Annotated in this window: 13 protein-coding genes and 2 tRNA genes; 5 read left to right on the top strand and 10 right to left on the bottom strand. The window is 44.6% G+C overall.

The window, feature by feature from the left end; genetic code table 11:
• Window positions 1-6: 6 nt before the first annotated feature.
• Complete coding sequence (gene atpD / locus L1D11_RS09335; protein WP_239833832.1) at window positions 7-1,392, top strand: F0F1 ATP synthase subunit beta; 1,386 nt, start codon at window positions 7-9, stop codon at window positions 1,390-1,392.
• 14 nt (window positions 1,393-1,406) lie between these two features.
• A complete protein-coding gene (locus L1D11_RS09330; protein WP_239833831.1) occupies window positions 1,407-1,850 on the top strand; it encodes a F0F1 ATP synthase subunit epsilon in 444 nt (147 codons plus the stop codon).
• Between the two features lie 103 nt (window positions 1,851-1,953).
• Here L1D11_RS09330 and L1D11_RS09325 read toward each other — a convergent pair whose 3' ends face one another.
• From L1D11_RS09325 to L1D11_RS09305, 5 genes are all read right to left on the bottom strand, one after another.
• On the bottom strand, window positions 1,954-2,475 hold the full coding sequence (locus L1D11_RS09325; RefSeq protein ID WP_239833830.1) for an RNA-binding S4 domain-containing protein: 522 nt from the start codon (window positions 2,473-2,475) through the stop codon (window positions 1,954-1,956).
• 131 nt (window positions 2,476-2,606) lie between these two features.
• Window positions 2,607-4,226, bottom strand: a complete 1,620-nt coding sequence (yejF, locus tag L1D11_RS09320) for a microcin C ABC transporter ATP-binding protein YejF (protein ID WP_239833829.1) — start codon at window positions 4,224-4,226, stop codon at window positions 2,607-2,609.
• Between the two features lie 9 nt (window positions 4,227-4,235).
• Window positions 4,236-5,258: an ABC transporter permease gene (locus L1D11_RS09315; RefSeq protein ID WP_048608646.1), complete on the bottom strand. Its 1,023-nt coding sequence runs from the start codon at window positions 5,256-5,258 to the stop codon at window positions 4,236-4,238.
• A 30-nt stretch (window positions 5,259-5,288) separates the two neighbouring features.
• On the bottom strand, window positions 5,289-6,377 hold the full coding sequence (locus L1D11_RS09310) for a microcin C ABC transporter permease YejB (protein ID WP_239833828.1): 1,089 nt from the start codon (window positions 6,375-6,377) through the stop codon (window positions 5,289-5,291).
• Window positions 6,378-6,389: 12 nt separating this feature from the next.
• Window positions 6,390-8,285 carry an extracellular solute-binding protein gene (locus L1D11_RS09305; protein WP_239833827.1) on the bottom strand — a complete coding sequence of 632 codons (1,896 nt, stop codon included), beginning with the start codon at window positions 8,283-8,285 and terminating at the stop codon, window positions 6,390-6,392.
• 324 nt (window positions 8,286-8,609) lie between these two features.
• On the opposite strand from L1D11_RS09305, the gene L1D11_RS09300 reads away from it, so the two are divergent.
• The gene (locus L1D11_RS09300; protein WP_239833826.1) at window positions 8,610-9,653 is read left to right on the top strand and encodes an endonuclease/exonuclease/phosphatase family protein; all 1,044 of its coding nucleotides are present in this window, start codon (window positions 8,610-8,612) and stop codon (window positions 9,651-9,653) included.
• 222 nt (window positions 9,654-9,875) lie between these two features.
• Here the strand turns inward: L1D11_RS09300 and L1D11_RS09295 are convergent.
• Together L1D11_RS09295 and L1D11_RS09290 are read right to left on the bottom strand one after the other, a co-directional pair.
• Window positions 9,876-9,949 (bottom strand) — tRNA-Cys (locus tag L1D11_RS09295).
• Between the two features lie 66 nt (window positions 9,950-10,015).
• Window positions 10,016-10,102, bottom strand: a tRNA-Leu gene (locus tag L1D11_RS09290).
• Between the two features lie 655 nt (window positions 10,103-10,757).
• On the opposite strand from L1D11_RS09290, the gene L1D11_RS09285 reads away from it, so the two are divergent.
• Together L1D11_RS09285 and L1D11_RS09280 are read left to right on the top strand one after the other, a co-directional pair.
• Window positions 10,758-12,320 carry an arylsulfatase gene (locus L1D11_RS09285; protein WP_239833825.1) on the top strand — a complete coding sequence of 521 codons (1,563 nt, stop codon included), beginning with the start codon at window positions 10,758-10,760 and terminating at the stop codon, window positions 12,318-12,320.
• A 494-nt stretch (window positions 12,321-12,814) separates the two neighbouring features.
• Entirely contained in the window at window positions 12,815-13,471 is a 657-nt protein-coding gene (locus L1D11_RS09280; RefSeq protein ID WP_239833824.1) for a DUF2057 family protein, read from the top strand.
• 113 nt (window positions 13,472-13,584) lie between these two features.
• On the opposite strand, the gene L1D11_RS09275 is transcribed toward L1D11_RS09280, so the two are convergent.
• From L1D11_RS09275 to L1D11_RS09265, 3 genes are all read right to left on the bottom strand, one after another.
• Complete coding sequence (locus L1D11_RS09275; RefSeq protein ID WP_239833823.1) at window positions 13,585-13,743, bottom strand: hypothetical protein; 159 nt, start codon at window positions 13,741-13,743, stop codon at window positions 13,585-13,587.
• Window positions 13,744-13,894: 151 nt separating this feature from the next.
• A complete protein-coding gene (locus tag L1D11_RS09270; protein ID WP_239834856.1) occupies window positions 13,895-14,677 on the bottom strand; it encodes a Crp/Fnr family transcriptional regulator in 783 nt (260 codons plus the stop codon).
• On the bottom strand, window positions 14,646-14,858 hold a 213-nt coding region (locus tag L1D11_RS09265), incomplete at its 5' end, for a transposase domain-containing protein (RefSeq protein ID WP_239833600.1). The genes L1D11_RS09270 and L1D11_RS09265, both read right to left, overlap by 32 nt.

Below are 14,858 nucleotides of genomic sequence, written 5' to 3'. Positions count from 1 at the left end.
TTACACATGAGTGTTGGAAAAATAGTAAAAGTGATCGGCGCGGTGGTCGACGTCGAGTTTAGCGGCAATAACAGCCCACGCGTTTATGATGCATTGAAAGTCACTAGCGACGAAGCAAGCTCGCTGGTATTAGAAGTTCAACAGCAACTTGGCGGCAACATTGTTCGCTGTATTGCGATGGGTACATCAGACGGCTTACGTCGTGGCCTAATTGTTGAAAACACAGGCTCTCCAATCACGGTTCCAGTCGGTGAAGAAACACTAGGCCGTATCATGAACGTGCTTGGTCAACCTATCGATGAATGTGGCGAAATCGGCCAAAAAGAGAACTACGAGATCCACCGCGAAGCCCCCTCTTATGAAGAGCAAGCTAACAGTACTGAATTGCTTGAGACAGGTGTTAAGGTTATCGACCTTATCTGTCCATTCGCTAAGGGTGGTAAAATTGGTCTGTTTGGTGGTGCGGGTGTCGGTAAAACCGTCAACATGATGGAGCTTATCAATAACATCGCCAAAGCTCACTCAGGTTTGTCTGTGTTTACCGGTGTAGGTGAACGTACTCGTGAAGGTAACGACTTCTACTACGAGATGAAAGAAGCTGGCGTACTAGACAAAGTTGCCATGGTTTACGGCCAAATGAACGAGCCACCGGGTAACCGTCTGCGTGTTGCGCTTACTGGCCTAACTATGGCTGAACGCTTCCGTGATGAAGGCCGCGACGTACTGTTGTTCATCGATAACATCTACCGTTACACGCTTGCAGGGACAGAGGTATCTGCGCTATTAGGCCGTATGCCTTCAGCGGTAGGTTACCAGCCAACATTGGCGGAAGAGATGGGCGTACTTCAAGAGCGTATCACGTCAACAAAACAAGGCTCTATCACCTCTATCCAAGCGGTATACGTACCTGCGGATGACTTGACTGACCCATCGCCAGCAACAACCTTTGCTCACTTAGATGCGACCGTTGTACTGTCTCGTAACATCGCGGCACTGGGTCTATACCCTGCGATTGACCCGCTAGATTCAACGTCACGTCAATTGGACCCACTGATCGTAGGCCAAGAGCACTACGGCATTGCACAAACGGTTCAAACCACGCTGCAACGCTACAAAGAGCTAAAAGACATCATCGCGATTCTTGGTATGGATGAGCTTTCTACAGAAGATAAGCAGGTCGTATCTCGTGCTCGTAAGATTGAACGTTTCTTAACTCAGCCTTACCACGTAGCGGAAGTCTTTACCGGTCAGAAAGGTGTGTTTGTACCACTAAGCGAAACGCTAAGAGGCTTCAAAGGCCTATTAAATGGTGAATACGACGACATTCCAGAGCAAGCATTTTTGTACTGTGGCTCTATCGACGAAGTGCTTGAAAAAGCGAAATCACTCTAACAGGTAGGTGCATCATGGCTATTGGAATTACAGACAATACATTTCAACTTAATATCGTAAGTGCGGAAGGTACGCTGTTTTCAGGGCCGGCATATGCCCTAGCCGTTTCTGGAGCAGATGGTGAACTCGGGATTCGTCCCGGTCACTCCCCGCTTCTCAGCAAAATAAAACCGGGCGTGACGGTGTTTGTCACCGATCCAAAAGCAGAAGATGAAGTACTTTATGTGTCTGGTGGGATGATTGAAGTTCAACCCGATGTAGTGACGGTGTTGGCCGATACCGCTTTGCACGCAAAAGACATTGACCGTGCTCGCGCTGAAGAAGCTAAACACGCTGCTCTAGAAAACATCAATAAGGGCAACGTAGACGTTAACTTTGCGCAAGCTCAGCTTGAACTAGCAAAAGCGATTGCTCAGTTACGAGCATCAGAACTGACTTCTTCTCGCACTCGACACTAAGAATAGAGCCTAGATGTTTGTTGATTCTAAATACAGAAAGGCTCACTATCTAGTGAGCCTTTTGGTATCTGACAAACTCTAAGCACACGTTTAGAGCTGTAGTTTAGAAGAACTCAATCGAATTACGGCCGCTTTTCTCATCACGTTGAGACTTTGGCGCGTCGGCTTTCTTTTTCTCTTTGTTTTCTTTCTTTTTCTCTTTCTTTGGTTCTGCTTTAGCACTCAACATTTCAGCGGTACTTTTCTTAGATTCTTTCTTCTTAAAATCCTTATTAGACTGGTCTTTCTTAGCCGCTTCTTTTTTCTTTGGTTTATCTTCTACTTCTTGTACTGGCTGATCACAGCATACTACATAGTATTCTTGGTTGAATTCGAAGAAGTCACCATCGTACATTTTACGACGCTTACGTGTTTCAAGCTCACCGTTTACCGCAACGTAACCTTCAGAGATGATGTGCTTAGCCTCGCCACCACCACTCACTAGGTTCGCGATCTTGAACACCTTGTAAAGCTCAATTGGCTGAGACGATACATCTATACCAATGGCCTCGATTTCAATCTCTTCGCCTTCTTCGCCGTGCTCGTAACCTTCATAGTCAGCGTCTTCGTAATGTTCTTGGTCCATGGTGACCTCTACCTAAATATGTACTTCTGAAATATTGGGCGCAGTGTAATCGTAAAACCACTAAATGACCATGTTGAATTCAACCTGATCGCCCTTGTTGTAAAGAATAGTGCCTCTATTGGCGACTTACATTACACTCCACCCACATTCGAGAGGCTCACCAACTGCTTGGTATATTGATGTTGTGGATTACCAAACAAAGTCTCTGTATCCCCCTTCTCAATCACCTCACCGGCTTTCATTACGATGGTGTAATGACACAGTGATTTCACGACATTCAGATCATGACTGATGAATAGATAGGTCAGACCGTACTTTTCTTGCAGTGACTTCAGTAAGTCTAATACCTGAGCTTGCACCGTTCTGTCTAATGAGGAGGTCGGCTCATCGAGTAAGATAAACTCTGGCTTCAGAATCAGTGCTCGCGCAATCGCAATGCGCTGTCTTTGACCGCCCGAAAACTCATTTGGGTAACGGTGGCGTGTTTCAGGGTCAAGGTCGACCTCTTTCATCACATCACAGATACGTTGATCTAGTTCGCTCTCATCAAGCTGCTGATGAACGCGTAAGCCTTCACCAATTACTAGTGCCACCGACATTCTTGGGTTCAACGCTGAGAATGGATCTTGAAATACAACTTGCATACGGCTTCGAAATGGCAGCATTTGCTGGCGGTTTAGCCCTTGAATTTGCTCGCTTTCATAAGTGATCGAACCTTCACTCTCCACCAGCTTTAATATCGCCATACCTGTGGTTGACTTACCAGAACCACTCTCACCCACTAAGCCAATTGAGTGCCCTTTCTTAAGGGTGAACTCCATATCAGTGACGGCTTTTACATGCGAAATCGTGCGCTTAAATAAGCCGCCCGTAATTGGGAACCAAACACGAAGTTGATTTACGTCGAGTAGCGGTTGGCTGTCGGATGACACAGGAACAGGCAAACCTTTAGGGTCGGAATTGATGAGCTTTTGGGTATAAGGATGAGATGGTGCATTAAACAGTGTTTGGCAGTCATTGCTTTCAACCAAACGACCATCTTTCATTACCGCGACTCTGTCGGCAATCTTACGAACGATGCTTAAGTCGTGAGTGATAAAGAGCATCGCCATACCGAGTTCTTGTTGCAGGTCTTTTAAAAGATCAAGGATCTGTGCCTGTACCGACACATCCAATGCGGTTGTCGGTTCATCAGCAATAAGCAACTCTGGTTCATTAATGAGAGCCATTGCGATCATCACGCGTTGGCGCTCTCCGCCTGACAACTCATGTGGGTACGCTGAAATCTTTTGCTCTGGATAGCGAATACCTACCTTTGAAAGCCATTCAATCGCCAAGGCTTGCGCTTTATTGGTTCGCATACCTCGATGAATAGCGAGCGTTTCAACCAACTGTTTACCGATTCGATGAAGCGGGTTCAATGACACCATCGGCTCTTGGAAGATCATGCCAATACGCCCGCCACGAATTCCGCGAAGTTGCCTTTCAGAACAACTCAAAATATCGGTGCCAGAGAAATCAATCTTACCGCTTAAGTAGTGCGATGAGCCTTTAGGCAACAGTTTTAACACGGAATTAGCCGTAACCGATTTACCTGAACCACTCTCACCCACCAACGCCAGTGTTTCGCCTTTGTATATCTCCAATGAGACATCGTGAGTCACTTGTTCTATCGAATCTTTACGTCCAAAACCTACGGACAATTTGTCGATGGTTAGAACTGGAGAAGCAGGAGCTGTATTTGAAGTCATAACCTATCCTTACTTCTGTTGATGTGGGTCGAAGGCATCGCGTACCGCTTCACCAACGAAGACAAGCAACGTAAGCATCAGTGAAAGTACGACGAAAGCAGAGATACCAAGCCAAGGCGCTTGCAAGTTAGCTTTACCTTGCGCCAACAGCTCGCCCAATGAAGGTGAACCTGCAGGAAGACCAAAACCCAAGAAATCTAATGAGGTTAATGTAGTCACCGACCCAGAAAGAATGAACGGCATCATGGTTAACGATGCGACCATCGCGTTGGGTAGCATGTGACGAAGCATAATGCGTTTGTCATCAACGCCCATCGCTTGCGCTGCACGTACATAGTCGAAGTTACGACAGCGTAAGAACTCTGCTCGCACGATACCGACTAAGCTCATCCAACTGAACAGCACCATAATCCCCAGCAACCACCAGAAATTCGGCTCAATAAAGCTCGAGAGAATGATCAACAAGAACAATGTCGGCATACCAGACCAAACTTCAATGAAGCGTTGTCCAAATAAATCAACCCAACCGCCGTAGTAACCTTGTGTTGCTCCAACCACCACGCCTATCACGCTCGACACGATCGTCAAAATAAAACCAAATAGAACGGAGATTCGGAACCCATAAATGATACGAGCCAATACATCTCGCCCTTTATCATCGGTTCCTAACCAGTTCACCGAATCAGGCTCCGACGGCACAGCTCCTGAAATATCGAAGTTTATCGTGTCGTAGCTAAATGGAATGATTGGCCACACGATGTAACCGCTGTCTTCAATGAGTTCAATAACATACGGGTCTTTGTAGTCGGCTTCAGTTTCAAACTCGCCACCAAATTCCGTCTCTGCGTATTCATTGATAACAGGCACAAACCACTGATTGTCATAAGACACCAAGAGTGGTTTATCGTTGGCAATGATCTCGGCGAACAGGCTCAACCCAAACAAGATGGTGAATATCCAAAGAGAGATAAAACCACGCTTGTTTGCTTTAAAACGTAACCAACGAGCTTCTGCTAAAGGGTTGTTAAACATCTTCTATCAATACCTTTTATTCGTTCGCCATTAACGCGCTTCAAAATCAATTCGAGGATCAACCCAGGTATAAGTTAGGTCGGAGATAATGCTCAGCACCAAGCCAAGCAAGGTCATGATATAGAGAGAGCTGAACACCACTGGGTAATCACGTTGAATCGTGGACTCAAAGCCAAGCAAACCGATACCTTCCAGTGAAAACATCACTTCGATCAACATAGAGCCTGTGAAGAAAATACTAATAAATGCGCTTGGGAAACCCGCAATAATGATCAACATCGCGTTACGGAAGACGTGCTTATAGAGAATGCTGCTCTCGTCCAAACCTTTCGCTCGCGCGGTCACCACATATTGCTTATTGATTTCATCAAGGAAGGAGTTTTTGGTCAACATGCTCAGTGTTGCAAAGCCACCGATGACCATAGCAAAAATAGGTAACGCTAAGTGCCAGAAGTAGTCGCCAATTTGCTGATGCCAGTTAAGCTGGTCGAAGTTACTCGACACGAGCCCACGCAATGGGAACCAACTGAAGTAGTTACCACTCGCAAACAAAATAATCAGGATAATCGCAAACAGGAAGCCCGGCACTGCGTAGCCGACTATCACCACCGCGCTCGACCAAATATCAAAACGAGAGCCGTGATGTATCGCCTTCATAATGCCTAAGGGAATCGAAATCACGTAGATGATTAAGGTACTCCATAACCCCAAAGAAATGGAGACAGGCAGCCGCTCGATGATGAGATCAATCACGTTACCGCCCTTAAACAGGCTTTCACCAAAGTTAAAGGTCGCGTAATTTTTCAACATATCAAAGTAGCGAACGTGAATCGGCTTATCAAAACCAAACTGCTTTTTGATCTCTTCAACCACTTCAGGATCAAGCCCACGTGAGCCTTTATAACCGCTGGCAGAAGCTTGATCACTTTCGCTTAAATCAACTTCTTGTCCACCACCAGAAAAACGCTCCATTATACCGGAGTTGTGCCCTTCTAATTGAGCAACGGCTTGTTCTACCGGGCCACCTGGCGCAATCTGAATGATGAAAAAGTTGATGGTGATGATCGCCCACAGCGTGGGGATCACCAATAGTAAACGCCGAAATATATACGCGGCCATGCTAACTAACTCCTAGCGACGTTTTTCAGGAAGCAATGCCGCCTTCTCTTCTGAAATCCACCATGTATCGATACCTAAATCGTATTTAGGTAATACATCTGGACGCTCAAACTTGTCCCACATCGCTACGCGGTATTCGCCTACGTGCCATTGCGGGATATTGTAGAAGTTCCACTGCAATACACGGTCAAGAGAACGACCTAACGTAAGGAGCTTTTCTGGGTCCTGTTGGTTACGTGCGATTTGTTCTGTTAACGCGTCAACCACTGGATCCATCACTCCTGCAGTATTGTAAGTAGAATCAATGTAGTTAGAGTTCCAAACAATCATTAAGTTCGGGCTAGGATAAGGGTTTGCAGAAAATGACGAAGACACCATGTCGAAATCACGATCGCGTAAGCGCTTGATGTACTGAGTCGTATCGATGGTACGGATCTTCATCTCGATACCCATACGCTTAAGATTCTTTTGAACCGGTGTTGCAATACGCTCCGTGGTTGGGCTGTAAATCAACAACTCAAATGACAACGGCTTGCCAGTCTTTTCGTTGGTCATTACTTTGTCTTTCAGCACCCAACCCGCTTCCTTTAATAATTTGAAAGCTGTGCGCATTTGGCTACGAATACGGCCGCTACCATCCGTGACAGGTGGTTGGAATTCTTCGGTAAAGACTCGTGGTGGAATTTGGTCTTTGTATTGAGACAGTAACGCTACTTCAGCTTCACTTGGCAAGCCTTTCGCTTCATAGTCAGTGTTTTGGAAATAACTACGAGTACGCTTGTACTGTCCATAAAACATGTTCTTATTCATCCACTCAAAGTCCATCGCGTAGGTTAACGCTTCACGAACCTTTGGATCTGAGAACACAGGAGATTGAATGTTGAAGACAAAACCTTGAGTCGTTTCTGGCTTCTCATGATTGATCTCTTCTTTAATGATATAGCCTTTATCGAAGTTCGCGCCCGTGTATGAGTTGGCCCAGAACTTAGCTGAGTTTTCGGTTCGAAGATCGAACTCCCCTGCTTTGAAGGCTTCTAGCATTACTGTGTCGTCACGGTAGTAATCGTATTGTACTTCTTTGAAGTTATTACGACCGACGTTAACAGGCAGGTCGGCTGCCCAGTAATTTTCATCTAAACCGTAAGTCACGCTTTGACCAGATTTGTAGCTGATGATCTTATAAGGGCCGCTGCCTACAGGCGGTTCACTTAAAGGTTCAGACAGCTTCTTGTCTTTCCAATAATGCTCTGGCAGTACGCGAGTGCTTTGGGCAAAGCTAAACAACTTCTCGCGGTTTGGCTTCTCCATTTCAATACGAACCACCAAATCAGAAACCGCGGTGACTGACTTAATTTCTTTGTAATACACACGGTATTGAGGCACACCCTCGGTTGAAAACTTATTAAAGGTGAATGCCACATCATGAGCCGTAATAGGCTCGCCATCATTAAACTTAGCTTTTGGATTGATATCGACTTCCATCCAAGTGAAATCACTGGCATAGCGAACCTTAGAGGCGATCAACGGATAATACGCATCAATCTCGTCGCTCGGAGAAAACATCAAGGTATCGTAAATCTCACCCGTGTAACTTGCAGCAACGCCGCGAGAACCGAATCGATTAAAGCTATCGTAGGTACCAATGCTGCCATAGGTCACCTTGCCCTGCTTTGGCGCATCAGGGTTAACGTAATCGAAGTGAGTGAAATCGGCTGGATATTTTGCTTCACCAAAACCAACCAGTTGAGTGGTTTCAATTACGGTGGCAGCAGGAGTTGATTCGGTATCAGAAGCGTGTGTAACGGAGGGATATAGAGCAATTAGCGGCAGCATGACTGCACATGAAGTTAAATTTAACCTGAAAAACTGAGTGCGCTGCGAGGCCTTGCGTCGAAGATCTGTTCCCATTTGACTCTCCCTTCAAATGTCATGAATTCTATATTCAGCTTGATTTGTCGGCTTTGAATGCAAGCCGTTAAAACAAGTATAGAATCAAATCTAACATCATGTAATAACTAATAAAACCATCAGCACTCTATCTCTTGCGGTTTATTTACAAATTACTCGTGACTGTTCTAAGAAATGTCACGCGCTAGCACCATGGCTGTACCTTTGGCTAGCACGTGATTGTGTAGGGTTACTGCACTATTAAATGAAAATAACTAACTAAATCCGAACAATATCTGCATATTTTAGATATCCTTAAAGGAGTGATTTCAATAGGATTCAACCTTGAACATACCAAACCAAGTAACCTTCTCAACGTTCAACCTTTTGAACTACCTTGAGCCACCGAACGCTTATTATGATTTTGAGAACATCTACAGCTTCGACGAATGGCAGAAGAAACAACATTGGATTACGGGAGCGATTCGTGCAACAGATTGCGATGTGATCGGCTTCCAAGAGATCTTCAGCCCAGAATCTTTAGAGCAGCTTATGAATGAGCTCGGTTACCCCTACTTTGCCGTCGTCGATAGCGCACACGTTGAAGACGACTACCTATACACCTCCCCTGTTGTGGGTATTGCCTCCCGTTACCCGATTGAAAAAGTTCAGCCTGTCACACCTGATTCGAGCTTACTTGCCGCCTTTAACCTTGGTAACAATTTTTCATTCAACCGAACACCTGTTCACGCAACCATTACATTACCTCACTTAGGCTCAACCGATTGTTATGTTGTGCACTTTAAGTCGCAACGCCCAACAGAGCCCAAAGTTGAAACGGTAGAACCCAATGACAGTTCAGCAGAGCAAAAACCTCAGAGTGACACACTGATTAAATTTCATCAGGAACAACTAGGGTCGTGGCTATCGAGTGTTCAGCGCGGCCTAGAAGCTCAATTGCTACACCAATACATTACCAATCAACGCTACCTAACCGACCAACCTTTAGTGTTGATGGGCGACTTTAACAAGCCCCTATTTAACGATGAATTCAAAGGGTTGTTGAGCTATTCGTTAAATCGAGATGAAACCAGCCAACATTGGCTTTCTCACTTTAGATTGAGAGACAGTTGGGATCTTTACCACCAGTTACACGAAGAAGACTTACTTGAACAACGTAAACCGACACACTATTACGGCGCATCAGGCTCTGTCTTGGACTACATATTGATGTCGAACGAGTTTGACTGCCAGAACTCTTCGAGTTTGATGGAGATATCAAACTACACCGTACTCGATCATCATCTGATTAACCCAAACTTCGAACACGACCAATTCAGTACCGATCATGCTGTCGTTTCCGTCACCGCGCATATCCGCGAGGCCTAAATATTCAGCGACAGTTTCAATTGAAATTTATCTGCGTTGAACATGAAAAAAGCCGCAGTCAAAAACTGCGGCTCTCGACTTTAATTCATCAAATAAGGACTATCTTCCTCGCGGGACTTCTAAATAAAGAGCAAACATCGGTCTTTGGAGGTAAACGCGAGGAAGTGAAAATTTAGATAGAAAAAAGGCCAGCATCTCTGCTAGCCTTTCAACTTTAAATTATGGAGGCGCCTCCCGGAGTCGAACCGAGGTCCACGGATTTGCAATCCGCTGCATAGCCACTCTGCCAAGGCGCCTTAGATAGTGATTTAAGAGAACAAATCTTTGTTCATCACTCTACTCAAAAATAGAAGCTAAATTGATGGTGCCCCGGGCCGGACTTGAACCGGCACAGCGCGAACGCCGAGGGATTTTAAATCCCTTGTGTCTACCAATTCCACCACCAGGGCACGCAATTCATTATTGCGATGCTGATTACTGAAGAGTAAGATACCATCTCTCTGCGACCTAAGTCGTGAGAACAAGGCGTACTTTAACGGAAGAATAAAATTCGTCAACAATAAATTTTATCTTTTAATTCAATTGGTTAATTATTGAACTTTAAATATTGAAAATACTACAGGTTTCGTAAACTGCACACACAAAATCCCATACGCGCCCTCGAAAACGACTTAAAATTATTCATTAAAATCTGGGGGGTGGGCGATGGCACACCACATTAGTTCATCTTGAATGTCACGAACTGCTATCGTAAAACTGATTCTAAGTGGTGACACATTGGCTTCTTTTGCTATCCGACTAATATCAAGACGTACTAGATTATAGTCAATCAGAATGCCTCATATTTCTTTCTCAACATATTTCTTTCTCAACACCCTCCACTGACTGGCTAATGAGGAGAATCTCATCTTAAAGCATGTCATGCTTAATCTCTCCGTAGCTATTTTCGATTTCGACTTCACCCCAATAATCAACAAGCTAAGCCTCCCCCCATAACGATTGGTTATAAACACTATAAAAAGACGGAACACGGTTTTGGGAATAACATTTGTCCATCGATGTGTTGTTCTAATGCATTAATCTTAAAAGTGAATCGGAGTCCTTATGGGTACTAAAATTAATAAACTAGCATTAGGTGTTGGCTTATTAGCAGCTTCTTCAGCAGCGACAGCAGCAGAAAAACCAAATATTCTTGCTATCTGGGGTGATGACATTGGTGTATTCAACATCAGTGCATATAACAACGGTATGATGGGTTACGAAACACCTAACATCGACCGTATTGCTAACGAAGGCGCACTATTTACTGACCACTACGGTCAACAATCGTGTACAGCTGGTCGTGCTGCATTCCTAACAGGTCAAGAACCTTTCCGTACAGGCCTACTTACCATTGGTATGCCAGGCTCTGATCACGGTATCCCAGATTGGGCTCCAACCATCGCTGACCTTCTTAAAGAACAGGGCTACATGACTGCTCAGTTCGGTAAGAACCACATGGGTGACCAAGATAAACACCTTCCAACGAACCACGGTTTTGACCAGTTCTTCGGTAACCTATACCACCTGAATGCAGAAGAAGAGCCAGAGACATACTACTACCCTAAAGACCCTGAGTTCCGTAAGAACTTCGGCCCTCGTGGTGTAATCAAGTCTACTGCTGACGGTAAGATTGAAGATACAGGCCCTATGACGCGTAAGCGTATGGAGCACGCGGATGAAGAGTTCCTAGAAGAATCTTTGGCGTTTATGGAAAAAGCAGTGAAAGCTGACAAACCATTCTTTATCTGGCACAACACAACACGTATGCACGTGTGGACTCGTCTACAAGAAAAATACCAAGGTAAATCTGGTATCAGCATCTACGCTGACGGTATGTTAGAGCACGATGACCAAGTCGGTATCCTTCTAGACAAGCTTGATGAGCTTAAAATCGCAGACAACACGATCGTAATCTACTCTACCGATAACGGTGCAGAGACAGTATCTTGGCCTGATGGTGGTGCAACTTACTTCCACGGTGAGAAAGGTACAACTTACGAAGGTGGTATGCGTGTTCCTCAGCTAGTTCGCTGGCCTGGTACAATCAAGCCGGGAACTAAGATCAACGACATCATGAGTCACCAAGACTGGATTCCGACTCTACTAGCAGCAGCTGGTGATGATAAAGTGGTTGAGAAGCTTGCTTCTGATAAAGGTGCTACTTACAACGGTAAAAACTGGCGTGTACACCTAGATGGTTACAACTTCCTACCTTTCTTCGAAGGTAAAGAAGAGAAAGGTCCTCGTGACAGCATGCTTTACTTCTCTGCTAACGCTGAGCTAAACGCAGTACGTTGGAATGACTTCAAGATCTCATTCGCTGTTATGGATGGTAACATCGTTGATGCGGTGCGTTTCCAACCAAACTGGCCTCAAGTAGTTCACCTACGTGCTGACCCATTCGAAAAAGCACCACACGAATCTGGCATGTACCTACGTTGGATGGCAGACAACATGTGGCTATTCGTACCAGTAGGCGGCAAAGTACAAGAGTTCATGAACACGCTACCTGACTACCCTATGCAGCAAAGCCAAGTGTTGAACCCTGGTAACTTCAACCAGAATGCTTACATGCTTCAAGGTAAACTTAAGCAACTAGAAGCGGCAGCAGCGCAAGCTAAATAATGACTAGTTAACACTCACCCTCCTAGTAAAGCCAAACAAAGCCGTGATAGCTCAAACGTTATCTCGGCTTTTTAGTCTCCCATACAAAGAACGTATAGGTGGGAACCGTCAACTAGTGCAATTCATACCGAAGCTATCCCCTCATTTTTCAAGAATAAGCACTCACACTAGGGCGTGTTGATCTTTCGAGCTGATTTTTGCAGCGAGTTGCTGGGTATTTATACAAGGCAGAGGCGTCGATGTGTAGCTAGCCTACATGAGAAGCCGATAACGTAGTAAAATTGCCAGCAAACGCTGCCCGAAAGGTTCGATCTGGGCGCCCCATCCGAACAAAATTTAACCGCGAAAGGTAAACATACCCTAGTCAATATGAGCCTTGATATATGACCGTTGCGTTAAGATTTCGCAAATTTTTTCAAATCCTTATGACACGACTTGAATTGGAGTTCTTACCGTGCGATTGTAATTTAACTAACCATAACAACTGTATGATTATGAAAACATTACAATCCATTGCGCTGCTTTCCACAATTATCGCAGCACCACAAGTGTTAGCTGATGTAAAAATTGAAGTTCCTTCTAGCGCAGATGCTCTAGTTGAAGTCTTAGCGGTTAATGAGGCTAAACCTGATCTTGAGGGTGGTTTTTTCTCTTCAAGCAAAACGATCACCATACCAGACGGTGTAAACCAAATCGTTTTCCAATATCAGCTCGCTTTTAGTCAAGGTAACGACCGTGAGTTTGTCGATAGTGACGCAATTATTGCTACTTTTGATGCGACAGACACAACAGTAACGTTCGACATGCCTAAGTTCCGCAACGCCAATGAAGCGAGAAAAGGCTTTCAGAACCTAGATTGGAAATTGGTTGATGAGAACCAAAATGCAATCAGTGTTAAGCAAGACAAATTAACCAAAGATGGCATGCAGATTGGCCGTAAATACCCTCAAGAAGCGAAAGAATACAACCGTACAGGTGGTATTGCCGCATTAACGACAGGTGCTACAGCCGCTGCAGTTGTTCAGCCAGTAATACTACCAGCAAAAATTGATGGCAACTCGTCTAACGCGGCCGAAGAAATGCTGTACTTCTGGTTTGAAAAAGCCGACGCTGAAACCAAGCAAAAATTCAAAGAGTTTGTGAACAAGTAAATTCTATTTGTTGATCGTCTTAATAAAAAAGCTGGCATTCAATCGCCAGCTTTTTTGTATCAAACTTCAGGGAAACTAACTTTCCACATTCGCCCTATTGGTGCACGTTTGCACTATGCATTCTCAGCAGAAAACACTTCTCCGTCGATTTTGATTGGCCATCCCATCAGTTCGTATTCAGCAGCAAGTAAGTATGCACAGCGGCTTGATATTCTCGTTTTTACCCACTCACCTATCCCGCACACTTTGTATTCCAACACGGCCATTTTCATAACAACACCATTTACTCAAAATTAAATTTATAAATATCAGGTAGAAGTTATCTATCCAAAGACCTTATGTATGTTCCCAAAAGAACACAAGCCTGCAGTTTACCTATAAAGTTGTAGGTGTTTTTTTCAATCATTTAGCGTAATGCATACACTACTCGGATTTTATCTCCGCAACAGGGTCTCGCATCATTAGATTCATTGGCGAAATACGTTCGTAAAGACCTTGAACATCTGAAATAAAGACTTTACCCCTTTGAATCTTGACCAAGCCGTCCTGTTCTATTCCTTTCAGCACTTCATTCAAGCGTGAGCGAGAAATCCCAGTAATCGTACTCAACTGAGTTTGTGACACGTTAACACTCACTGTAGCTCCCGCTATATTATTTTGACGTGCAGCGAGTTCTAAAAGTACATAAATCGTTTTTTGTTCTTTTTCATGGATAGAGGAAAGGTAAGCCTGCATCCAAATCGATTGTGCTTTAGTGCCACAATGCAGCAGCCACTTAAATACCATGCACTGCTCTTCAGCCAACTCTAATACCTTTTCGGATGGGAAAAGTACCATGGTGATCGGTTCCACTTCTTCAGCAACCGCAAAAAGATTGTATTCAGCATGAATCGACAAGGCCCCCATCCAATCACCTTTACCGATCACTCCTCCTGATAAGCTCTTCATGTTTTGAGTAGAAAAACAAATTCCAGCAGAGCCGCTAAAAATATAGAAAACGCCAGGTAGGTTTTGAAATTTTTGTGTAATTTCCAAGCTATTAATGCCGGTTTTAAATACGGCAATCTCAAACAAGCTATCGATGAGATCTTGTGGCAAATCACATGGCCACTGTATTTGTTTACCAATGGTTGGATCTAACGTATGCGCCCCATGAACCCACGGGGCGGTGTTGTTAATGTTTGAAGTTCCAAGGTAGGAGCGCATCGATATCAGGCTCAGCTTTCGCGAGCTCTTTCATGCACTTGACTATGTAGTCGTAGAGGATAAGGCCGTTGGCTTTCGCTGTCTCGACGATGCTGTAAAGCATCGCGCTCGCATCAGCACCATTTGGTGTATTTGAGAAGAGCCAATTTTTTCTTCCAATGACCAGCGGTTTAATGGCGCG

The sequence above is a fragment of the Vibrio sp. Isolate32 genome, from assembly GCF_022397955.1.
GTDB lineage: Bacteria > Pseudomonadota > Gammaproteobacteria > Enterobacterales > Vibrionaceae > Vibrio.
The sequence above is the reverse complement of the archived record's forward strand: the minus strand, read 5'-3'. Positions and strand labels throughout refer to the sequence as shown.